This is a genomic window from Bacillus pretiosus (genome assembly GCF_052947655.1).
In genome coordinates this window covers 2014659-2037781 of sequence record NZ_CM129593.1, presented here as the reverse complement: position 1 = coordinate 2037781, position 23123 = coordinate 2014659, and the positions used below count along the sequence as shown (strand labels likewise).

Genomic DNA, 23123 nt, shown 5'->3' with positions numbered 1-23123 from the left:
GCTATCTTTCAACATACTATTTCACCAAATGTAATTTTCATATTCGGAGCATATACTAAAGAAGAATGTAGATGAAATGCCTTAAAAAATCGGAGTTCAGCTTCATATTGAGCTAGCGCATCATCATATGTTAATCCTCTAGCCATTAAACGTTCTATAAAATGCTGTTTATCACCCGGATCCCCTGCAATCCCCTCTTCTTTTAATGAATGATACAACCTTTGTTTATCATTATAGTGCATATTAGAATCTAAAAAGTTCACTTTATCACTTACTCTACATTCAATATTTTTTACGCCTAGTTCACTTAAACACATCGGTATTTTCATACCAATATTTCCATCTTTTCCGCTTCTCTGCATGTCATTTTCAAATAACTTCTGCAAAGCACCTAGCCTAATAATTTCCGATTGATTCTCTCCATCTAAAGAGTATGAAGACATATTTGATATCCAATGTGGTTCAAAACAGATTATTTTTCCGCCCTTTTTAATTGAATGTATCATTTTTGGCGAACTCATATGTAATAAGAAAGCATGACAAATTGCTATATCGTATGTATCTTTCAATTCAATTTCTGTAGCATCTCCCTCAAGAAATTCTGTCTCATACGGAAGTAAACGAAACAACTCTCTCGCTTCAGATAATAATGTTTCTCCACTATCAATGCCTGTATACTTTGATCCTTCTGGAAGTAAAGGCATTAATACTAAGCCTAAATAACCATATCCACAACCATAATCAACAATATGTACTGGCTTAGTAATCTTCCAAACCATATTTACTAAAAAGCTTACATAATCGTCGTTGTAATATAAATCTCTTGTGTTTTTTAAATATGCTAGTTTACTGTTCCAATCGTATGTTTCCAAGTTTAACGCCTCCTTTTTATATATGACATTACAATTCTCCATTTAATAAGGACATTCCTACACTTGAAACAATTCTAGAAAAATTTAGATTTAATAAAATAAAACTTCTGCTTTCACATTTTCTATAAAAATAAATAGGCATACATATCTACTATGATACGTATACCTATTTGTTTCACATCTCCTCAGGTGCCTCCACCCCAAGTAAACGTAGTCCCTCTTTTAATACAACCGTCACAGCATACACTAATGCGAGTCTGCTGTCTTTCTCTTCGCTCTCTTCTAATATACGAACATTACCGTAATATTTATTAAACGATTGTGCTACATCCAATACATATTTTGAAATGATTGATGGCTCATTTTTGTTGAAAGCTGCTTCAATTATTTGAGGGAATTTATTCAGTAATTTTACAACGCTCCAGCTATGATCATCTTTTAATGCAAACGTACACGTTTCAAATTCTACACTTTCTTTTCTTAAAATAGAGCACGCACGTGCATGTGTGTACTGTACATACGGTCCTGTTTCACCTTCAAATTTCAGCATGTTTTCTAATGAGAATTCGATATTATGCATACGCTCGTTTTTTAAATCGTGAAAGATAACTGCGCCAACACCGACTTGCTTCGCTACTTCTTCTTTCTGTTTTAAGTTTGGATTTTTCTCTTCAATATTTTGTTTTGCAAGGTCAATTGCTTCTTCAAGTACTTCTTCAAGTAAAATAACTCTTCCTTTACGTGTCGACATTTTCTTACCATCTTTTAAAATGAACCCAAATGGTACATGTTCCATGCCGTCAACCCAATTGTATCCAAGCTTTTTTAATACAGTGAAAAATTGATTAAAATGTAAACTTTGTTCTGGGCCAACTACATATAACGCTTTATCAAATGCATATGTGTTTTGACGGTATAACGCTGCTGTTAAGTCACGTGTTGCGTAAATCGTTGCACCATCGGATTTTCTAATTAAGCAAGGCGGCATTCCCTCTTCTTCTAAATTAACGACTAACGCACCTTCTGACTCTTCAAGCAAATCATGTTCTTCTAAAATCCCAATAAAATCTTCCATTAAGTTATTATAAAAGGCTTCTCCTTGAAAATTAGTAAACTCAACACCGAGAAGTTCATAAATACGAGAAAATTCTTTTAAGGATTTGTGACGGAACCAATTCCAAAGCTCAATAGCTTCTTCATCACCTTCTTCTAATTTCTTAAACCAAGCGCGTCCATCTTCTTCTAATTCTTCATCGTCTTTTACCTCTTCATGAAATTGAACATATAACTTAAATAGTTCACGTATTGGATCCTCTTTAACTACTGCTTCATTTCCCCATTTTTTATAAGCGGTAATTAACTTTCCAAACTGTGTGCCCCAGTCTCCAATATAATTAATTCCTACAACTTCATAACCACATTTTTCAGCAATATGTTTCAGTGAATTTCCAATCATTGTAGAACGTAAATGCCCCATTGAAAAAGGTTTCGCGATATTAGGAGAGGAATAATCGATAACTACCGTTTTTTCACAACCAAAGTGATTTTGACCGTACTCTTCTTTCTCCGCTAAAACCGTTTTTAATACATCATCACTTACCGTCTCACGATTAAAAAAGACATTTACATAAGGACCAACAGCCTCTACTTTCGTAAAAAATGGATCACTTAATTTTCCTGCAACTTCCTTTGCGATAATAGCTGGTGATTTTTTATATTGCTTCGCAAGTGAAAAACATGGAAATGCCGCATCTCCGAATTCATCTTGTTTCGGCGTTTCGATTAAATCTAAAATTTGATTTTGCGTTAATTCATTCGTAAAAATATCGGATAAACTTTCCGCAAACTGCGTTTTATAATCCATACTATATAACCTCCTTATTTTTTTAAACACAAAAAACTCGTCTCTAAAAAGAGACGAGTTTAAACCCGTGGTACCACCCTTGTTGTTCATTACGAACCACTTTCCCGTTTATAACGAGGACAGGGGGCCTCGGCTTACTCTACTATTCGTTCAAGAAGCATCTCCGAAGTGCGCTTCATCTTTTCCTTCCACACTAGGCTCACACCATCCCTAGCTCGCTTTCCTTCTAAAAAAGACTACTCTCTTCATCACCGACAGTATATTTAATTAATTATTGCTTATTATACATCTTTTCAAACAATTAGCAAGGGTCAATTACACCAAAGTGAAACTTAGCACTTCTTCTTTTGTATACATGAAAATTATGTTTTTCAAATCTAGAACTACGGAAATGATCTTTCAGAACGACACGCTTTCTCGCCACACGCTTCGCTTCTGCAATTGTTTCGTTAGTAATATCATGATACAAAGCGAAGTGTTTTAATCCTTTTATTCCATCTGATTCTATAACAGTTTCTTCAAACATCGGATCAAGGTACACAACATCATAACTATTGTCTTCACATTGTGTTAAAAATGCGTAATGCTCCGTTTGCTTCACATCGATTCGTTGCATTGCCTCATCAATTTCAGAAACAGTTGAAGACCATGTTTTTAAACCATTTTCCATAATATAAGCCATATACTCATTGCCTTCAAGTCCCGTTACTTTTCCGCTTTCACCAACAATATAACTAGCTACAATACTATCTGATGCCATACCGAGCGTACAATCTAATACTGTCATTCCGCTCTCTAATTGCGCGGCTTGTACAAACGGATCGTGTTCTCCGCGCATTAACCTTTTCACACGAAACATCGCTGAGTTTGGATGAAAGAAAAATGACTCTTCCGTTCCTCTCGGATAAATAGCTAATCGGTTTTTCCCTACAACAAGTACATCTTGTTCATACTGCTCATGCAGTTTATGTACTGGTACGTCATTACGTTTAACGAAAGAACGATTTAATTCTGCTGCTACCTTGTTTGCATAATCTGTCATTTCTTTGTTTGTTCTTCCTGCTGTTGTTACGATCATTGTTTCACCTCTATATAAAGAAAAGAGGGAGATTTACTCTCCCCCTTCTTTAGCAATTCTTTTCGAAAGCTTGTTCTAAGTTCGTAATAATTTCGTCCATAGTTGCACCTTCAATTTCATGACGGTGAATGAAGTGAACAACTTCTTTTCCTTTTAATAATGCCATAGATGGTGAAGATGGAGGAATTTCTCCGAAGTATTCACGCATTTTTGCAGTAGCATCTTTATCTTGACCTGCGAATACAGTTACAAGATGATCTGGTTGTTTTTCAGCACGAACAACTGCTTGACCTGCTGATGGACGTGCTAAACCAGCTGCACAACCACAAACTGAGTTTACAACTACTAAAGTTGTACCTGCCGTGTTTTCCATAAATTCTGTTACAGCTTCTTCTGTAGTTAACTCTTCAAACCCAGAACGCACTAATTCTTGACGCATTGGGATTACCATTTGGCGCATGTATTCTTCATAAGCATTTGACATCGTGTAATCTCTCCTTCAACTTTCATTCCAAATTCATCATATCACGCTCTATTACTAGGTGCAAAAGAAAGATAACGATGATTTCATTTTTTTGTAGGGATTTCACAAACCCCTTCACGGCAATGTCCAACTGGGACAAGTTTTCTATTGTTAGCGATATAATCGTATACTTTACTTCCAAATCCGAGTACGATAGATAGTTTTATAAAAGGAACGGCAAACCAATAAGATGGAACGGCCTTTGCTAATACATGTATGCTATGAATTCCGGCATACCACTTATTATTTTTTAAAATATACAATCTTTGTTCCATCTTACTTTGTAGTTCTTGAGAAAGTTCATACTTCTCAACTACATCTTCATCTCGAAATGAAACAAATTGCATCTTACCCTTTTTATCTAGTTTTTTCGTACGTTCTGCAACCGCCGTACACATCGGACACCAACTATCATAGAAAACAATCATACATTACTCCCCTTTACGAGACTCCGTCATTTGTTTCCATACAGAACCTTTTGCTTCTTCTCCACCTTCAATACGCTCTAATGCTAGACGCGCTTGCATCGCTACTTCAAACTCCGGATCATCTTGCGCTGCTTTTAATGCAGGAATCGCACTTTCATCTCCAAGTTCAAATAAGAACATAGCTGCACGCCAGCGTACTAATTTACTTGAATCTTTCAGAGATTTAATCATAACGAACATCGCTGCTGGATCACCTACGTCTGATAAGCAATCGCCCGCTGTACGGCGAACACTTACTGAACGATCTAATAACGCTTTATATAATAACGGCAATACCCCATCACCTTTTACCATACCTAAATACGCTGTTGCTAAACGGCGGATTGAAACTTTTTCATCATCTAACGCCATCTTCAACACTGGCATATCTTCTTCAGTAGGATCCATTTGCTCTAATGCTGCAAAACGATTTTTCCAGTCAGCATCTTTCATCATCTCTACTGTTACTTTATATGGCTCACGCTTTTGAATCGTTACTTCAACAGCACCTGCCTGGTTTAATAATTCTTTAACTGTTTCATTTACACGTTCTTCTGAATAAGCAGCAACAATCTCTTCTACTACTTCTTTCCCGATTTCTTCAAAATTACCGTAACGTGTACCTTGTTCTACCCATTTGCGCTCTTTCACAACGTTTGGTGCAGACATTTGAACTTTCATAATTGATTCTTTAAAACGATCTGGTAAACCAACACGTTCTTCCGATGTTCCATCTGTTAACTTTACTTGCATTGGAATTGTAAAGAACATTTGAACAAACACTTTCACTTCCCCAAAATGAGCAAGTTGTTGTTCTTCACTTTCTTCTACTACCTGTTCGCCGAAAACAGCACGAACTTGTTGTAATAAAACTTTCCAGTCAAACTTCGCATTTCGCTCCACTGCTAAAAAGTCGGCTACATGATATACACCTTTAATACCTTCAATTTTCAAAATTTCTTGCACTTGCATTGGTGCCTGTTCTTTATTTTCATTTGTATAATTATTACGCGCTCCTGATGGTAATACTTCATTCAAAATAACTTTCATTGTATTTGGACTTGGCGTCGGTTCAATTGCTTTAATCTTCACGTAAAAAACTCTCCTTTATTGCGTGTTCTTAGCTGTATTGTAACATGTTATCACTCTATACTCCTACTCGGATGCTTAATTTTGCTAATTCCTTTTCTACATTTCTTAGAAGTTTCATTCATTCTATTTTCACCTAATCGTTCGAAAACTAAAGTTAAAAGTATAATTGACAATACCAGAAAAAGGGATTAACCTTAACTCATAAAATGACTATGGTCATTTTATGATCAAAGTCACTCTAAGTTGGAGGGATATCAAATGAATAATGTCATAATTATTGGTGGCGGTATTGCTGGACTTTGCGCAGCAATTTCCTTACAAAAAATAGGATTAGATGTAAAAGTATATGACCAAAATACTGAACCTACTGTTGCTGGTGCAGGTATTATCATCGCCCCAAATGCGATGCAAGCACTTGAACCATACGGAATTTCTGAGACAATAAAAAAAATTGGCAACGAAAGTGACGGCTTTAACCTTGTATCCGAAAAAGGAACTATTTTTAATAAATTGACCATTCCAGCATGTTATCCAAAAATGTACTCCATTCATAGAAAAAATTTACATCAATTACTACTTTCTGAACTAAAAGAAGATACTGTCGAATGGGGAAAAGAATGCGCAAAAATAGAACAAAATGAAGAAAACGCCTTAAAAATATTATTCCAAGATGGTAGTGAAGCACTTGGTAATATACTCATTGCTGCTGATGGTATTCATTCTGTCGTTCGAAAACAAGTAACACAAAGCGATAATTATCGTTATGCAGGATATACGTGTTGGCGCGGCGTAACTCCTACTAATAACCTTTCTTTAACAAACGATTTTATTGAAACTTGGGGAACAAACGGTAGATTTGGTATCGTCCCTCTTCCCAATAACGAAGTATACTGGTATGCGCTCATAAACGCTAAAGCTAGAGATCCAAAATACAAAGCTTACACAACAGCAGATTTATATAATCATTTCAAAACTTACCACAATCCCATCCCATCTATTTTAAATAATGCATCGGACGTTACTATGATTCATCGTGACATTGTAGACATTACACCAATGAAACAGTTTTTTGAAAAGCGCATCGTATTTATTGGGGATGCAGCTCATGCACTTACTCCTAATTTAGGTCAAGGAGCTTGTCAGGCAATTGAAGATGCGATTATTTTGGCTGAATGTATTAAGAATAATGCCCATTATCGTCAAGCATTCCTAGAATACGAACAAAAAAGACGAGATAGAATTGAAAAAATCTCAAATACTGCTTGGAAAGTTGGAAAAATGGCGCAAATAGAAAGTACACCTTTAACTATAGTGAGAAACGAAGTAATGAAACGTATTCCGAAATGGATTTCTGAAAGGCAAGCACATGAACTATACAACTTTCAGTTATAACAAAAATGAGAAACAGCATTCTCTACCCTTCTTTCAATTACATTAAACTTAATCATGAAGTAAGATTTTATTTAAGATTATCTATTAAACAGATATAATTGTTTGTGTTAGGAGTAGATAAAATGCTTAGAGAAACGAGAAAAAAAGAATTAAAAGAACTTATATTCCTAAAAGCAGTACAACTCTTCCAAGAACGCGGGTACGAAAATGTAACGGTTCAAGATATTACTACTGCATGCGGGATTGCAAAAGGAACTTTCTTCAACTACTTTCCGAAAAAAGAAAACATATTATTATTTTTAGGTGATTCTCAAATTGAGCTATGGAATGAAAGTTTAAAAGCATATGAAAATGTGGAACATCCAAAAGAAAGAATCAAACTTGTTCTAGAAAACTTACTAGACCGTTTTACTGGACATGGTGATTTAATGCAGCATGCCGTCTTTGAGATTATTAAGTCTAACTACTTAGTAGAAAATGAAGTAAAAAGCATACAACAACTACAAGAATGTTTATCTTCAATTATCGCAGAAGCAAAAGCGACAGGAAAATTAAACAGTAAATGGGATATACATATTATCACCTCTACAATTATGAGTACTTATTTTTATACATTAATGTCCCATTCACTATTACATGCTAATGAAATAAACGCGAAAAATATACTCAATCAACAATTAGATGTTGTTTGGGAGGGTATCAATCAAAAGTGATAGAGGGCTATACTACTAAGCCCTCTTATTGTGATGCCCCCTCCCGCCTTTTCTCCAAAAATGTAATGCTCTCAATCAGAACTTCCGTTATATATATTCTCTTTCCTTGATCATCTTCGTAATTCCTCGTATGAATACGTCCGGTAATTCCAACAAGTGACCCCTTCTTACAATATTCAGTTACATTCTCAGCCGATTTTCTCCAAACGACACAATTAATAAAATCTACTTGTTGCTCACCTAAACTATTTCGAAAACCTCTATTCACCGCAACACATACTCGTGCATAAGCGACACCTTGCTTTGTGTAGTATAATTCTGGCTCCTTTGTCAATCTACCGATTAATACAACTCGATTCATCATATGTTATACCACCTCACATATTTTTCTTCATTGTAAAGAAAAATGTATGAAGGGTAAAAAGCGTAAAATAATATATTTTAAAGTAAAAAATATTATTTTATATGCTGTAAAAGAAAAAAAGAAACCTTACATATATTAAACATGTAAGGTTTCAAAATTTATACTTCACTACAGGAAATGTAATATCCACCGCGAGCCATCTTTATCTCAACACGATACATTACATTTTCTAAGTAAAAAGTAATCGGTTTAACTTTACTCTCAAAACTCAATTGTTCCTGACATTCAACCGCATACCTTTCAATAGCGGAAATAATAACTTCTGATGATGGATACGTTAAAGCATCTTCTAGTTCTATGAAAAAACTTTTAGAAAATAGTTTTTTCATAATCCCTTTCTTCTCTTTCATCATATTCCATCCCCCTTCAATTTGAATTACCAACAACCATATTATACCATTACCGAAATTACCCTGCATTAACAGGCAGTATAAGCCTCACTGATTAAAATTTCACTCTATCTTTGAAAATAAAAAAATCCTGCATTTTTCATGCAGGATTTTTTATTAGTCATTTTTCGTAAAGTAAGAAACGAAACGAAGAATTTCTAAATATAACCAAACTAATGTAAGCATTAGTCCCATCGCAGTGTACCACTCCATATATTTCGGAGCTTGACTACGTACACCATTTTCGATTAAATCGAAATCTAGTAATAAGTTTAATGCAGCAACTACGATAACAACTGCACTAATAATAATACCAATCGTACCGCCTTGGTGAATGTACGGAACAGTTACACCAAACATGTTTAGTAGAAATACGACTAAATACATAACCATAATTCCAAGTGTTGCTGCCATCACGCCTGTACGGAATTTATCCGTTACCTTTACTGCACGCGTTGCATATAACACTAACATTGCAAATAGAATTGAGATTGTTAGTAATACAGCATTTAAAACGATAGAATCGCCAAATTTCATTGTATAAACCGCTGAAATACTACCTAATACAACCCCTTCTACCGCCGCATAGATTGGTGCACCAAAAGGTGAAATACGCGGAAAGAACATAGACGCAAATGCGATGATTGCCGCAACGATTAAAGCACCAATTAATACCGGCATCTTCATCGTCCCCTGCATCATCTGTATGTATGAATAGACAGACGTTGCAAGTAGCAAGATAAGCATAATAAACGTTTTGCCTACTGTTCCGCCAATCGTCATCGCAGAAGCGCTTGCTCCCTCTTTACGGAATGCCTCTTTTTTCAACATTGGATTAGATGTTCTCATTTTTTCCCTCCTAAAATAGGTTCTACCAATAGTGTAAAGTTTTTCTCTTTACTTTTCAATATATGCAGCTTGTTTTTATTTTAATCCTTCAACGATGTCTGATAGTTCACTCCATCTTTCCATCGTTTTTTCTAGCTCTTCTTCTGTTTTCTGCTGTGCTTCAGATAATTCTTGTGCCTTTGTGAAGTCAGATCCAACTTTCGCAAGTTCTTCTCCAATTGACTCAATTTTCTCTTCTAGTTCGGCAATTGTATCTTCAATTGTTTCCCATTCACGCTGCTCTTTGTATGAAAGTTTACGTTTACGTTGTTGTTTCGGAGCTTCTTCTACTACTTTTTTCTCTTTTTGAACTTCCGCCTTCTCAATAAGTTCTTTCGTCTTTTCCATTTCTAAAAAGTCCGTATAACTACCTAGGAATTCACGCACTTCGCCTCCGCCACTAAAGATGAACAATTCATCTACTACTTTATCTAAGAAGTAACGGTCATGCGATACAGTTAAAACGACACCTGGGAAATCTTCTAAATAATCTTCCAGTACTGTTAATGTTTGTGTATCTAGATCATTCGTAGGTTCATCAAGTAATAGTACGTTTGGTTCTCCCATTAAAATACGTAATAAATATAAACGTCTTCTTTCACCACCAGATAGTTTACCAAGCGGTGTACCATGTGAGTGCGTCGGGAATAAGAAACGTTCTAGCATTTGAGATGCACCAATTACTTTTCCGTCTGTCGTATGAATAACTTCTGCAATCTCTTTAATGTATTCAATCATACGCTGATTTAAATTCATCTCTTCATTTTCTTGCGTATAATAAGCAACTTTTACAGTTTGTCCTACTTCAACTTCACCACTATCAGGAGCTAACTTGCCTGCAAGCATATTTAATAGAGAAGATTTTCCGCTTCCATTCGCTCCAATGATTCCGATACGATCTCCTGGTTTCACAATATGATTAAAGTTGTGTAATACCGTTTTATCACCGAATTTTTTCGTTACATCTTTTAACTCAAGTACTTTTTTGCCAAGGCGACTCCCGCTAAGCGCAATATCAACTGACTGTTTTGCAGCTGGTCCTTCTTGACCTTTTAACTCATCAAATCGTTGAATACGTGCTTTTTGCTTTGTCGAACGAGCTTTTGCACCGCGGCGGATCCATGCTAGTTCGCGGCGATATAAGTTTTGACGTTTTGATTCTTGCGCAATTTCTTGTTCTTCACGAAGTGCTTTCGCTTCTAAAAATGTACTATAGTTTCCTTCGTAACTATATAGTTTACCATTGTCTAATTCAAAAATGCGGTTTGTCACACGATCTAAGAAATAACGATCATGGGTTACAAGTAATACCGCACCAGTATATCTTGCTAAATATTCTTCCAACCATTCAACTGTCTCATGGTCAAGATGGTTCGTAGGCTCATCCAAAATTAATAAATCAGGTGTTTCAATAAAACATTGCGCCATTGCAATACGCTTTTTTTGTCCACCAGATAGGTTTCCAACAGTTGCTGTAAAATCAGTAATTCCTAATTTCGTTAATAACGATTTTGCATTCGCATTTGCTTCCCATGCACTCATCGCATCCATACGTTGCTGCACTGCAAATAATTGTTCCTGTACTTTTTCATTACTTGGATCTTTTTCGATATTTAATAACGATTGTTCATAATCACGAAGAAGACGAATTAAAGGTGTATCACCACGGAACACTTGTTCTAATACTGTTAGTTTTTCATCAAACTCTGGTTGCTGTGATAAATAACTAATTGTATAACCACGTGAATGCGTCATATCACCTGTATCAGGAGTTTCTAACCCTGCAATAATTTTTAATAATGTCGATTTACCAGTACCGTTTACACCAATGATTCCGACACGTTGTCCTTCTGTAATACTACATGATAATCCATCAAATAACGGTTTTTCTCCGTATGATTTCGATAAGTTTTCCACAGTTAACATTTTCATATTTGTGCATTCCACTCTTTCATAAATTGTTCAATAAACTGTTCCATATAACGATGACGAACTTCAGCCTCTTGTTTTGCTGCGTTCGTGTTCATTAAGTCTTTTAGTTTTAAAAGTTTTTCATAGAAATGATTTAAAGATGGATCGTTATTTTTTCTATATTCATCTTTCGTCATCACTTCACGCGGAGGAATAGTTGGATCATACATTAATCTTCCTTTCGCTCCACCATACGCAAATGTGCGAGCTATTCCAATTGCTCCAAGAGCGTCTAAGCGATCCGCATCTTGAACAAGCTTCCCTTCAAGTGAATCCATTTTACCGCCATGACCACCTTTATAAGACATATTGGCGATGATATGAAGAACATGTTTACTTTCCTCTTCTTCAACATGTAACTCTTCTAACCAATCAGAAACTTTTTTCATTCCTGCTTCTTCACTTTCATTTAACTTCTCATCTGCCACATCGTGAAGTAATGCTGCCATTTCAATTATAAAACGATTTCCCCCTTCTTGCTCGGATAAAGAAATCGCCAGTTTATGTACGCGTTCAATATGATACCAATCATGCCCACTCGCATCTTTTTCTAAAATATGTTTTACAAAAGTAATTGTTTTTTGAATCTTTTCTTGTTTTGTCATTTTATCTTCACCCAGTTACTTATTGTAACACGCCCGCATTTTTTCATCACATATTTTCTTGTCCGCCCATACACTGAGTGGTAAGCATCATCATGGAGGAGGAATAAATATGTTCTATAATAATCAACCGCCTTATCCACAACAACCATTTTACCCTCAGCAACAGGACCAAAGATACACAGAACAATATGAAGAACAAGAGCAACAATATGAACAAAATCCATACGAAACACCGCAAAACCAAGAAGCTAATTATCAACAAAGCTCATACGACACACGTCCTAATTATGAATATCCTCAAAACCCATATGCAGCACCGCAAAATCAAGAACAACAATATCAGCAAAATCCATATGCAACAACGCAAAATCAAGAAACTGAATATCAACAAAATCCATACGACTCACGTCCAAATTATGAATACCCTCAAAATCCATATGTAGCACCACAAAATCAAGAGCAACAATTTCAACCAAATCCATACGCAACTCAGCCGCAACAACCACAATACCAACAACAAATGTACCAACCAAACTACAACGCGCGTGTCTCACCGCCTAAACCACCAACAATTGATCCAACACAACCACAAATTTTACCACCAGGACCAACACTCGATATTACACAACCGCAAATCTTACCGCCTGGACCAATTACAGAACCAACACAACAACAAATTCAACAAGTTGTCGGTACACAGTTTTTACCTTTAAAGAAACCTGTACTAGATTTCGTAAAACCTTGGGTAGATTACGGTTTAAATGAAGCTAAACATACATCACATAAACATGCTTTAACAGAAGTTGCGGCGATTATGTTTTTAGTTGGAAAAGGATTCAACCCGACGATTGCACATTATATTGTGGAATCTTGGGAGAAGAATGAGCAGTTTTAGAGGTTTTTATTCTCACAAAACTATAAAAGTGTCACAAATGCCTATTTCATAAGCATTTGTGACACTTTTTGTTTGTTATGTTAAATGTCATTTCAATACTGAATTACTGCAGTTACCTTTTCCTTCTAGGACCTACAATTAATTTAATCGCCGTTCTTTCTTGATCATTAATAGTAACCTCTTGAAATGCTGGAACAAAGGCCAAATCAATACCACTTGGAGCAACAAATCCTCTTGCAATTGCAATTGCTTTAATCGCTTGATTTATAGAACCTGCCCCAATCGCTTGAATTTCCACATTGCCACTTGTTCTTAGTACACCAGCTATTGCACCTGCTACTGAATTTGGTTTTGATTTTGAAGATACCTTTAATATATTTTCCATGTAAGTTGCTCCCTCTATTATTTAATCGCTCTTTTGTTACGGTTTAAAATATTTCAACGTATCTTTTATTACTATTCACACCAAAAGCAAACAATGCTACATATGTACATTCATTCGATACTTTTCGTCTTCTTCCTGCCCCACTACGTAAATAAAAGATAATAACCATAAACTCTAATATACAAACACTACAAAATAGACATTCACTTAAACGATCACATCATTACAACTGAAGATAATGGTTTTACTTTCACATGTAAAATATGCGTGCCCGCTTTACTTCAATCTTTCAAGATATTCCACTGATATTTCCACCAAAACATCAACCTTTTCTTCTTCAAAATCGTTACAGCTACTATTCTATTACTATATTTCATCGTATTAGCACTTTATACTCCAAATCTATCACCTTTTATATAAGACAAGCATAAAATACTATGAGTATACACTTCATTCATAATAGGAGGTAATATATTGGGTTCATACTATCATTCTTCAAATTCAAATAAAAAATGTTCATGTAACTCTTCTTCCAGTTCATATAAAAAATGTTCATGCAACTCCTCTTCTAGTTCCTATAAAAAATGTTCATACGACCATTCACATAAAAAAAGCTGTCCAGCATACGGCACTTTTTGGCAAACTGAGTTTATAACTGTTCCTTTTGGAAATCCTTTTCCATTTAATCACGTTGGCCCTATAGCAGGAGGAGTTTCCTTACTAAATCCTACTACTATACAATTTAGTCAAGCTGGTGATTATAGAGTTTCTTTCATTTCAACGATTAACACTACTTCAAATCCTGTATTTCCACATATTCCAGTCATGACTATATTTTTAAATAATAATCCACTTGCTAATAGTCAAGGTGATTTCGCTTTCCAAATGAATACTTCATCAAATAACGAATGTCTTCAACTAGCTGGCGAAACGATTGTTACAGTGACAGCTAATTCCACTCTTCAACTGAAAAATAATAGTGGTTTTAATCGTCAAAGTATTGCAACTTGTGATAATGGTATTAATTCAGTTGAATTAACAGTTATAAAACTAAGTTAATAATCCTCTTCACATTCAGATGCTATTTCAGCATCTTTTTTTATTGAATAATGCTCTTTTGATTCCTATAATCAAACATAAATTCCATTGTACGTTTCTGTTAATCTAATAAACATGAAAAAAGTACCGAACTCTTCTACTACAAAAGTTCGGTACTTTTTATATTAAAAACTTCTCATTCTTTCTTACTTCTCCACATAAACCGACTTAACAATTGTACGATTATACGGTTGTCCTTCTTTATTCGTCCCTTTTATATCCATCGTAACGTTATATACTCCTGGTTGCTTTATGTCCTTCAAAGCACCAGTAAACGTATTGTTATTACCCTTTTGTAATTCATTGTATTCAGAGACTAGTTTCCCTTCTTTATTAACTACTCTTACTGTTATAGAAAGATCCCCTTTCATTTCAGGTGCCACAGGTGATTTTTTCAGTTTATACTCAGATTTATTCACTTTAACTTTTGTAGGCATTTGGAGAACAAATGGTGCACCACTATTGTAATCGCTTACAATTAAAAATGCATCTTTCGACTGCTTCGCCATCATTTTAACTTTCCATTCTCCTACATCCATTTTATCAAATTTAAATGTTCTAATTGTCGCACCACCAAAGAAAGATTCACCTTCACCAGTAGTAATAACGCTATCCTTATTTGTATACATTTTTCCTTTTGGAGACATCATTTGTACTTCTACATCAGAAGACGCTGTTAAGATAGAAACTATTCCTTCAGCTTTTTTATCAACCATAACAGTTTGCTCTATCCATTGATTTTGTGGCAATTCTCCTCCTAAAATGTTTTGATTTGAAGTTGTATTTAGTTGTTCTATATTTTCATTTGAACTAGTGCTGGATGCTACTAAAGCTGGTACAGCTACATTTGATGTACGTAAATATGGTTCAATTCGAGAGAAAACAGCAGATCCTTTTCGTATATTATCATGATCAAATCTGGAATCTGTAAATAAATGCGTTCCATACGGTAACTTAGCACTCCACTCATTTACTAGTCCATCATTTGAACCGTATGATGACAAATAGAACCCGCCCATAGATAGCGCAGAAAATACTGGTCCCCAGCTAGTCCCAGTAGCCGTATAGTAACGGTTTAATTTAGCTGCTGGATTATTATCAATCGTTGAACGAAATTTTGCCATTTCGCCCATTTGTAATGAGTAAGTACCATCATCTTTTTGACCTAAAATAGAAGCAAGCCATCCTGCCCACCAACTATATGATAAGTCCGCTAAATTTGAGCCATGATGTGGCGTCGCAAGCGTAATAACATTTCCTACAAATCGATTTGCACCATATCCTACTAATGCAGCCTGTGTATCGATACCGCCTTTACTATGTGCTACAATATTAACTTTTTTACCGAAATGATTATATATTTCTTCTAACTTTTGTGCTAACAATTTTCCGTTGTCCCACTGACTAGCTGACCCTTTCCCAGCAGCATCATATAATTGTATAAATACTGTTTGATAGCCTGCTTTCAAAGCATAGTCATACATATCATTTATATCGTGATACACTGTCTTTCCATACCAACTATCAGCATTCCCATTCCTTCCTTGTACAAAAAGAATTGGAGGCTTATTCTCATCATAATTAGCAGGTTTTTGACCTAAAAACCATTCTCCAGGTGTAAATACTTCTGTATCAGGAAATCCCTTTCCAAGCTCTTTTACAACTTCTGCCCGTACATTCGTGCTAATCATTGGAGCCATAATTAAAAATACAATCAGTAAGGCAACACATCTTCTCATCAATCGCATGTTACTCCCCCCACTTTTTTTGAAAGAAGGTGCTCTTTGTAATATTTTTTTATCTTCTCTCTTAATACTAGATAATCTTTTTACTTAAACAAAATCTTGTCCCTATTTGCAAAAGATTACTAGTACACCTTCTTTCTTAACTCACGTTATTCTCTTTGTTTCTATCTCTTCCTTTTGAGAGAACACTATAAAAAAGTTTCTCAATAATTGTTAACCGTACTAAATCCAAATATCTCTAAATCATTATTGTCTATATAAAGTATACAAATCTTGAAAAAACTTTAGGAAAAAAACACTTTATTACCACCTAGTTATAAAAAAGATTAATGAAGATATGTACTTTTATTTAATTTTATACAAAACAAACGAATAGAGGCTTATACTGTAAGACTTTCCTACCATTAAATTTTAAACTGAAATTTCCGAATAGAAAATAATATTTCGAGAAACATATATTATGATAATTTTCGCAGACTTGAATTAAACTTTTATAAGTACTAACCTATCGGTGAGCAGAAGAAAATTCTGTAAAAAGAAAGGAGAATGCTTTATGATGACCAATTTACAAAAGGAGTTTTTTAAACGACTAAAAATTCCTGCAAAAGAAATAACATTTAATGATTTAGATGAAATTCTCTTGAAAATGGGCTTGATTCTCCCCTATGAAAATCTCGATATTATGGCTGGTACTATTAAAAACATCTCAAAAAATAACTTAGTAGAAAAGTTACTAATTCAAAAACGAGGCGGTCTTTGTTATGAATTAAACTCCTTATTGTATTACTTTTTAATGGATTGTGGGTTTCAAGTATATAAAGTAGCTGGTACTGTTTATGATCTTTACGATAATAAATGGAAACCCGATGATGGTCATGTCATTATCATATTAAATCATAATTATAAAGATTATGTTATAGACGCAGGTTTTGCATCTCATCTACCTCTACATCCCGTCCCTTTTAACGGAGAAGTGATTTCTTCTCAAACGGGAGAATATCGAATTCGCAAACAAACTACCCGAAAAGGTACACACATTTTAGAAATGAGAAAAGGAGCTAACGGGGAATCTACAAATTTCTTGCAATCTGAACCTTCACACGAATGGAAAATAGGCTATGCTTTCACTTTACATCCAATAAATGAGAAAAAAGTGAATAACATTCAAAAAGTGATTGTAGAGCATAAAGAATCGCCTTTTAATAAAGGGGCTATTACTTGTAAATTAACTGATTATGGTCACGTATCATTAACAAATAAAAATTATACAGAAACCTTTAAAGGCACAAAAAATAAACGACCAATAGAATCAAAAGATTATGCTCGCATTCTTCGTGAATCTTTTGGAATAACACAAGAAAAATATGTAGGAAAAACACTAGAAAGAGGATAGTTGACTAGAAGTATTTCATAATAAAGCAGATTCCATATTTAGAATCTGCTTTATTTTATATTTTGTTATAAAGAATTTTTTTGCTGGTATCCTTTAATTTTCAATGATATACTCATCATCATATTTATCGTATTGGAGCCCTGATCCTATTTTTGATTCCGTAACTTGATCTCTTAAAAACGGTGCAGCTTCCATTTTGCTAGTTGCAATTTCAATTCCATATTTTTTCGTTAAATGGGCTAATTCTATTAAAAACCACTCTCTTCGCAATGTAACTGGAATATCCAATGTTCTTCTTTTCATGTATAATAGCACCTCTTTAATTTCATAACTTAATGAACATCACTACATGCACGTGTGAAAACTACCTTTCATCACTAACATCCAATGAAACATTATAGTATATGCATGTCCATTTTAAACGTGCTATTACAAAACAATATTTTAGTTTACATAATCATATTATGTAAGAGTAGAAGAGAAAGGTATATCCCTTCCCTTCTACTCTAGAAACTTAAATTAAGAACATCTTGGTACACCTAAAGCTAAGAATAAACCTGCTACTCCCGCAGTAATCGGTACTTTTAACGTAATAACATCGTCTACTTTCGTTACTAAAAAGAAAGCATTACCTTCTTGTAATATACAAGTTACCAATAATTGGAATTCCATTTACCCCCCTCCTTTCAATCGTTATATTATAATTTATGAATTATCTTTAAAAATGTAATAGGGAATATATCCATTTTTCCTTATATATGAAATAAATGTTTGTAAGTCTATTAAAAATACTAATTTTCTAAATTTATATAAATCGTGTAATATCCAATAAGTTCCTATATAATCAATAGTGAAAATCTTACAAATGGAGGTATAAAAATGGCGATTTTGAGTAATATTGGTGCAGCTTTATTTTTTATTGCTTTTATTCTTTTAATACTATGTATCATTTCATTCTTTAAGAAAAATGGAAAAGCAAAACAATATGGTCGTCCTACTGTTATTCTTTTTATGATTTCAATTCTCTTAACAGGAATGGGCACTACAAAATCTGAACACCCAGTCATCGATTTTTTTGCTACTTTAAGTTTAATTTTATTTATTTTTTTCCTTGTTCTAGCAATCTTATCCGTAATTAAAAAGACAGGTGTAGCAAAAAAACAATTTATAATCACTGCTATTTTATTTGTCATTTTTGGTGCGTTATCAAGTATTTCAAACCCTTCTTCTGAAAAGACGGCAGCTACTAGTAAAAAAGTTGCATCTAACAATGCAGAACAAAAAGATAGCGACAAAAAAGATGAAGCAGCAAAGAAAGAAGCAGATGAAAAAACTCAAAAGCAAGAAGATGAGAAGCGTCAAGCGGAAGAACAAGCTCGTAAGCAAGAGGATGAAAAACGCCAAGCCGAAGAGCAAGCTCGCAAGCAACAAGAAGAGCAAAAACGTCTCGCTGATGAACAAGCTCGTAAACAACAAGAGGAACAAAAACGCCAGGCTGATGAGCAAGCTCGTAAACAACAAGAAGAGCAAAAACGTCTCGCTGATGAACAAGCTCGTAAGCAACAAGAAGAGCAAAAACGCATAGCTGATGAGCAAGCTCGTAAGCAACAAGAGGAACAGAAAAAAGCACAGCAAGCTCAAACACAACCTGCTGCAAGTAACAATAGTAATGTAACTTACGCAAATTGTGCCGCAGTTAGAAGTGCTGGGAAAGCTCCTTTATATAGAGACCAACCAGGTTATAGCTCTAAACTTGATCGTGATGGTGATGGAGTTGCATGTGAAAAATAGTATAAAAAAAGAAGCTTCTAGTAAGCTTCTTTTTTTATCAAATAGTATTGCGACTAATTACCTCCTCTCTCTCTTCCATTTATAACACTCCTATTATTCTCAAAACAGACACATAATAAGTGATTTCAATCACCACATTGTTTTTCATTCATCGCTATTCTTAATTTAGATATTACATTTAAACTTTATGGAGGCATTCATATGGAACATACATTTACTGAAACTTCAATTGTTGGTGAGATTGTTACGCAATTTCCGAAAGCTAGTGATCTTTTTAAATCGTATAGAATAGATTTTTGTTGTGGTGGTAATAAGCCGCTTATTGATGCAATTCATGAAAGAAATTTACCGGCTTCTGAAGTAATTACAAAGTTAAATACACTTTATCATAATACGAAACGATTAAATGAATCTGAAATTGATTGGAAAAATGCTTCTTATCGTGAATTGATTGATTATGTAATTAATAAGCATCATCGTTATTTAAATGAAGAATTACCGCAGTTAAGTCCATATGTGACGAAAGTATTACGTGTTCATGGAGTAAATCAGCCTCATTTAGCTCAAATTCATAAGCTATTTCATGAACTTAAAATGGAATTAGAACAGCATTTAATTAAAGAAGAAACGGAAGATTTTCCCTTAATTTTAGAATTTGAACAAAATCCAACTGATGAAAACTATGAAAAGTTAAGCAAGGTAGTAGATGAGTTGGAAAATGAACATAGCCACGCCGGAAATATTATAAAAGAACTTCGTAAAGTGACAAATGACTTTACTCCTCCAGAAGGAGCTTGCGGCACTTATCGACTTGTTTATCAACGCCTTGAAGCGCTAGAGTCTGATTTATTTGAGCATATTCATTTAGAAAATAATATTTTATTTCCGCGTGCCATTACAAGAGCATAAATCAAGTGCAGGACATGAGTGTAAATACTTATGTCCTGCTTTTTCATTTTGCGAAAAATATCCACGCCCCCCTCAAACAAATCCGAATTTTAACAATTTGTGAATCATTATATAAGTGTGATAAATATCACATCTCCCCCTTTTTTAATTTTCTATAATAAAAATATAATCCTTTGTTCAATATTTCACATAAAAAGGGGAAACAAAAATGAAAAAACGTTTAGTTATGATCGGAAATGGTATGGCTGGCATACGCTGTATGGAAGAAATATTAAAACATGATAGTGATTCCTATGAGATTACTATTTTTGGAGATGAACCGCATCCAAACTACAACCGTATTATGCTCTCTCATGTTTTACAAGGCAAAACAAATATGCAAGATATCATTATGAATGAATATAGTTGGTACGATGAAAACGAAATAACTTTGTATACAAACGAAAGAGTTCAAAGTATTAACCGAGAAGAAAAAATTATTATTACAGAAAAGAATCGTACTCTTACATATGACAAGCTCATTATTGCAACAGGTTCTAGTGCTTTTATTTTACCTGTTGAAGGTTCCACACTTCCCGGTGTAACAGGATTTCGAACTATTGAAGATACACAATTTATGATAGATACCACTAAAGAAAAGAAAAAGGCCGTTGTCATTGGTGGCGGGTTACTCGGTTTAGAAGCCGCAAGAGGTCTAATTGACTTAGGAATGGACGTACATGTTGTTCATTTAATGCCTAACTTAATGGAGCAACAACTAGATACGAAAGCAGCTTCTCTTCTGCGTGAAGATTTAGAAGCACAAGGCATGAAGTTTTTAATGGAAAAGAAAACTGTAAAAATTCTTGGTACAGACTATGTTGAGGGCATTCAATTTGAAGATGGTGAAGTTGTAGATTGTGATTTAATCGTAATGGCTGTCGGAATACGACCAAATACGAAAATAGCAAGAGGTGCTGGTCTCATTGTCAATCGCGGCATTGTAGTCAATGACTATATGCTAACAAATGATGAATCCATTTATGCAGTTGGCGAATGTGCAGAGCATGACGGTATCGCTTATGGACTTGTTGCTCCTCTTTATGAACAAGGGGCAATATTAGCGAAACATATAACAAATTTACAAACGAATGGATATACGGGCAGTATCGTCGGTACACAATTAAAAGTTGCTGGTTGTGATTTATTCTCTGCTGGTCAAATATATGAAGATGATCAGACGAAAGCAATATCGATCTTTGATGAATGTAAACGTTCCTATAAAAAAGTATTAATTCGCGACAATAAAGTCGTTGGTATCGTTTTATATGGTGACACAGCTGATGGTACACGCCTCTTTAGCATGTTAAAGAAAGAAGAAGATATACAAGAATATACACCAGCTTCCATTCTTCACAAAGCTGGTGAAGAAAGTGAACTTGACATTGCTACAATGAGTGCGGATGACACGATTTGTGGATGTAATGGTGTTACGAAAGGTACAATCGTTCATGCCATTTTAGAACAAGAGTTAACTACTTTTGAAGAAGTAAAAGGCTGCACGAAAGCAGCAGGATCTTGTGGTAAATGTCGTCCGCTTGTGGAACAAGTTTTATCTCATACACTCGGAGATGCTTTTGATGCTTCTGCGCAGTCTGCTGGTATGTGCGGATGTACAACTTTATCACGTGATGAAGTCGTAGCAGCCATTCACGAGAAAGGTTTAAAATCTCCAAAAGAAGTACGAAATGTTCTTGGTTTTGTACATGAAGATGGCTGTTCGAAATGTCGTCCTGCTTTGAACTACTATTTACGTATGGCGATTCCAGAAGAATATGAAGATGATAAAGCGTCCCGCTTCGTTAATGAAAGAATGAACGGTAACATTCAGCACGATGGTACATTCTCTGTTATTCCACGTATGTACGGAGGCGTTACAACAGCAGATGATTTAATGAAAATTGCTGAAGTTGCGAAAAAATATGATGTTCCTCTTGTGAAAATTACAGGTGCGAGCCGAATTGGCTTATACGGTGTTAAGAAACAAGATTTACCTAACGTATGGGCTGACTTACATATGACTTCGGGGTATGCGTATTCAAAATCGCTTCGTAATGTAAAATCATGTGTTGGTTCTCGCTTCTGCCGTTTCGGTACGAAAGATTCATTAGGACTTGGTATGCTCCTTGAACAATCATTAGAAATGGTAGATACACCCCATAAAATGAAGATGGGTGTAACGGGTTGTCCGCGTAACTGTGCGGAAGTACTGACGAAAGATTTTGGAGTTGTTTGTGTCGAAAATGGATACCAACTTTATATTGGCGGAAATGGTGGTACAGAAGTACGCGAAGCTGATTTTGTAATGATTGTCTCTACTGAAGATGATGTCCTTCGCATCGCTACAGCTTACATGCAATATTATCGTGAAACTGGTATTTACGGAGAGCGTACTGCCTACTGGACAGAACGATTAGGCTTCGATCACATAAAAGAAATACTGCAAGATGTAAATATGGTCACTAAGTTAAATGAACGTTTCCAAACAGCTCGTGGCACATATAAAGAAGCTTGGGGACAAGCACTGGAAACGAAATCATTAAAAGCGATGTATGAAGTAGAAACTGTGAAATAAGGAGCTGTGATCTAT

At 34.9% G+C, this 23123-nt stretch carries 23 protein-coding genes and 1 other annotated feature; of the genes, 8 read left to right on the top strand and 15 right to left on the bottom strand.

What is annotated here, in order from left to right; translation table 11 throughout:
• Positions 1-8: 8 nt before the first annotated feature.
• From ACU8YW_RS10590 to ACU8YW_RS10565, 6 genes are all read right to left on the bottom strand, one after another.
• Complete coding sequence (locus tag ACU8YW_RS10590; protein ID WP_426933708.1) at positions 9-914, bottom strand: class I SAM-dependent methyltransferase; 906 nt, start codon at positions 912-914, stop codon at positions 9-11.
• A gap of 133 nt (positions 915-1047) precedes the next feature.
• Positions 1048-2736, bottom strand: a complete 1689-nt coding sequence (gene argS, locus ACU8YW_RS10585; protein WP_426933709.1) for an arginine--tRNA ligase — start codon at positions 2734-2736, stop codon at positions 1048-1050.
• Between the two features lie 46 nt (positions 2737-2782).
• Positions 2783-2997: a binding site (T-box leader), on the bottom strand.
• A gap of 40 nt (positions 2998-3037) precedes the next feature.
• Entirely contained in the window at positions 3038-3814 is a 777-nt protein-coding gene (locus ACU8YW_RS10580) for a class I SAM-dependent methyltransferase (RefSeq protein WP_087982606.1), read from the bottom strand.
• A 49-nt stretch (positions 3815-3863) separates the two neighbouring features.
• A complete protein-coding gene (locus tag ACU8YW_RS10575; RefSeq protein ID WP_000063705.1) occupies positions 3864-4298 on the bottom strand; it encodes a BrxA/BrxB family bacilliredoxin in 435 nt (144 codons plus the stop codon).
• 83 nt (positions 4299-4381) lie between these two features.
• Positions 4382-4765 (bottom strand): thiol-disulfide oxidoreductase DCC family protein, encoded by a 384-nt coding sequence (locus ACU8YW_RS10570; RefSeq protein WP_098137211.1) that lies wholly within the window; start codon positions 4763-4765, stop codon positions 4382-4384.
• 3 nt (positions 4766-4768) lie between these two features.
• The gene (locus tag ACU8YW_RS10565; RefSeq protein WP_087982610.1) at positions 4769-5896 is read right to left on the bottom strand and encodes a conserved virulence factor C family protein; all 1128 of its coding nucleotides are present in this window, start codon (positions 5894-5896) and stop codon (positions 4769-4771) included.
• 243 nt (positions 5897-6139) lie between these two features.
• Between ACU8YW_RS10565 and ACU8YW_RS10560 the strand changes: the two genes are divergently transcribed.
• Both ACU8YW_RS10560 and ACU8YW_RS10555 read left to right on the top strand, forming a co-directional pair.
• Positions 6140-7288 carry an FAD-dependent monooxygenase gene (locus ACU8YW_RS10560; RefSeq protein WP_426933710.1) on the top strand — a complete coding sequence of 383 codons (1149 nt, stop codon included), beginning with the start codon at positions 6140-6142 and terminating at the stop codon, positions 7286-7288.
• Positions 7289-7410: 122 nt separating this feature from the next.
• The gene (locus tag ACU8YW_RS10555) at positions 7411-8001 is read left to right on the top strand and encodes a TetR/AcrR family transcriptional regulator (RefSeq protein WP_426933711.1); all 591 of its coding nucleotides are present in this window, start codon (positions 7411-7413) and stop codon (positions 7999-8001) included.
• A gap of 25 nt (positions 8002-8026) precedes the next feature.
• On the opposite strand, the gene ACU8YW_RS10550 is transcribed toward ACU8YW_RS10555, so the two are convergent.
• From ACU8YW_RS10550 to ACU8YW_RS10530, 5 genes are all read right to left on the bottom strand, one after another.
• A complete protein-coding gene (locus ACU8YW_RS10550) occupies positions 8027-8365 on the bottom strand; it encodes a single-stranded DNA-binding protein (RefSeq protein ID WP_048540931.1) in 339 nt (112 codons plus the stop codon).
• A 158-nt stretch (positions 8366-8523) separates the two neighbouring features.
• Positions 8524-8778 carry a DUF4318 domain-containing protein gene (locus ACU8YW_RS10545; RefSeq protein ID WP_426933712.1) on the bottom strand — a complete coding sequence of 85 codons (255 nt, stop codon included), beginning with the start codon at positions 8776-8778 and terminating at the stop codon, positions 8524-8526.
• Between the two features lie 153 nt (positions 8779-8931).
• On the bottom strand, positions 8932-9663 hold the full coding sequence (locus ACU8YW_RS10540; protein ID WP_426933713.1) for a Bax inhibitor-1/YccA family protein: 732 nt from the start codon (positions 9661-9663) through the stop codon (positions 8932-8934).
• A 75-nt stretch (positions 9664-9738) separates the two neighbouring features.
• Positions 9739-11634: an ABC-F family ATP-binding cassette domain-containing protein gene (locus tag ACU8YW_RS10535; RefSeq protein WP_426933714.1), complete on the bottom strand. Its 1896-nt coding sequence runs from the start codon at positions 11632-11634 to the stop codon at positions 9739-9741.
• Positions 11631-12278: an HD domain-containing protein gene (locus ACU8YW_RS10530; RefSeq protein WP_426933715.1), complete on the bottom strand. Its 648-nt coding sequence runs from the start codon at positions 12276-12278 to the stop codon at positions 11631-11633. Before ACU8YW_RS10530 ends, ACU8YW_RS10535 begins: the two co-directional genes overlap by 4 nt.
• A 109-nt stretch (positions 12279-12387) precedes the next feature.
• On the opposite strand from ACU8YW_RS10530, the gene ACU8YW_RS10525 reads away from it, so the two are divergent.
• On the top strand, positions 12388-13173 hold the full coding sequence (locus ACU8YW_RS10525; RefSeq protein WP_098948846.1) for a hypothetical protein: 786 nt from the start codon (positions 12388-12390) through the stop codon (positions 13171-13173).
• A gap of 112 nt (positions 13174-13285) precedes the next feature.
• On the opposite strand, the gene spoVS is transcribed toward ACU8YW_RS10525, so the two are convergent.
• Positions 13286-13558: a stage V sporulation protein SpoVS gene (gene spoVS / locus ACU8YW_RS10520; protein ID WP_000427790.1), complete on the bottom strand. Its 273-nt coding sequence runs from the start codon at positions 13556-13558 to the stop codon at positions 13286-13288.
• Positions 13559-14032: 474 nt separating this feature from the next.
• Here spoVS and ACU8YW_RS10515 point away from each other — a divergent pair, with 474 nt between their 5' ends.
• Positions 14033-14617 (top strand): preprotein translocase, encoded by a 585-nt coding sequence (locus ACU8YW_RS10515; protein WP_088063174.1) that lies wholly within the window; start codon positions 14033-14035, stop codon positions 14615-14617.
• A 185-nt stretch (positions 14618-14802) separates the two neighbouring features.
• Here ACU8YW_RS10515 and ACU8YW_RS10510 read toward each other — a convergent pair whose 3' ends face one another.
• Positions 14803-16404, bottom strand: a complete 1602-nt coding sequence (locus ACU8YW_RS10510; protein WP_262719894.1) for an esterase/lipase family protein — start codon at positions 16402-16404, stop codon at positions 14803-14805.
• 550 nt (positions 16405-16954) lie between these two features.
• Here ACU8YW_RS10510 and ACU8YW_RS10505 point away from each other — a divergent pair.
• Positions 16955-17794 (top strand): arylamine N-acetyltransferase family protein, encoded by an 840-nt coding sequence (locus ACU8YW_RS10505; RefSeq protein ID WP_097907125.1) that lies wholly within the window; start codon positions 16955-16957, stop codon positions 17792-17794.
• Positions 17795-17887: 93 nt separating this feature from the next.
• Here the strand turns inward: ACU8YW_RS10505 and ACU8YW_RS10500 are convergent, their stop codons facing one another.
• Positions 17888-18097: a hypothetical protein gene (locus ACU8YW_RS10500; protein WP_000830261.1), complete on the bottom strand. Its 210-nt coding sequence runs from the start codon at positions 18095-18097 to the stop codon at positions 17888-17890.
• A gap of 216 nt (positions 18098-18313) precedes the next feature.
• The gene (gene exsG / locus ACU8YW_RS10495; protein ID WP_000395678.1) at positions 18314-18466 is read right to left on the bottom strand and encodes an exosporium protein ExsG; all 153 of its coding nucleotides are present in this window, start codon (positions 18464-18466) and stop codon (positions 18314-18316) included.
• Positions 18467-18673: 207 nt separating this feature from the next.
• Here exsG and ACU8YW_RS10490 point away from each other — a divergent pair, with 207 nt between their 5' ends.
• From ACU8YW_RS10490 to nirB, 3 genes are all read left to right on the top strand, one after another.
• Positions 18674-19585 carry an excalibur calcium-binding domain-containing protein gene (locus ACU8YW_RS10490; RefSeq protein ID WP_262719818.1) on the top strand — a complete coding sequence of 304 codons (912 nt, stop codon included), beginning with the start codon at positions 18674-18676 and terminating at the stop codon, positions 19583-19585.
• Between the two features lie 201 nt (positions 19586-19786).
• Positions 19787-20494 (top strand): iron-sulfur cluster repair di-iron protein, encoded by a 708-nt coding sequence (gene ric, locus ACU8YW_RS10485; RefSeq protein ID WP_097889481.1) that lies wholly within the window; start codon positions 19787-19789, stop codon positions 20492-20494.
• Between the two features lie 208 nt (positions 20495-20702).
• Positions 20703-23108 (top strand): NADPH-nitrite reductase large subunit, encoded by a 2406-nt coding sequence (gene nirB, locus ACU8YW_RS10480; protein ID WP_426933716.1) that lies wholly within the window; start codon positions 20703-20705, stop codon positions 23106-23108.
• The last annotated feature ends 15 nt before the right edge of the window (positions 23109-23123 follow it).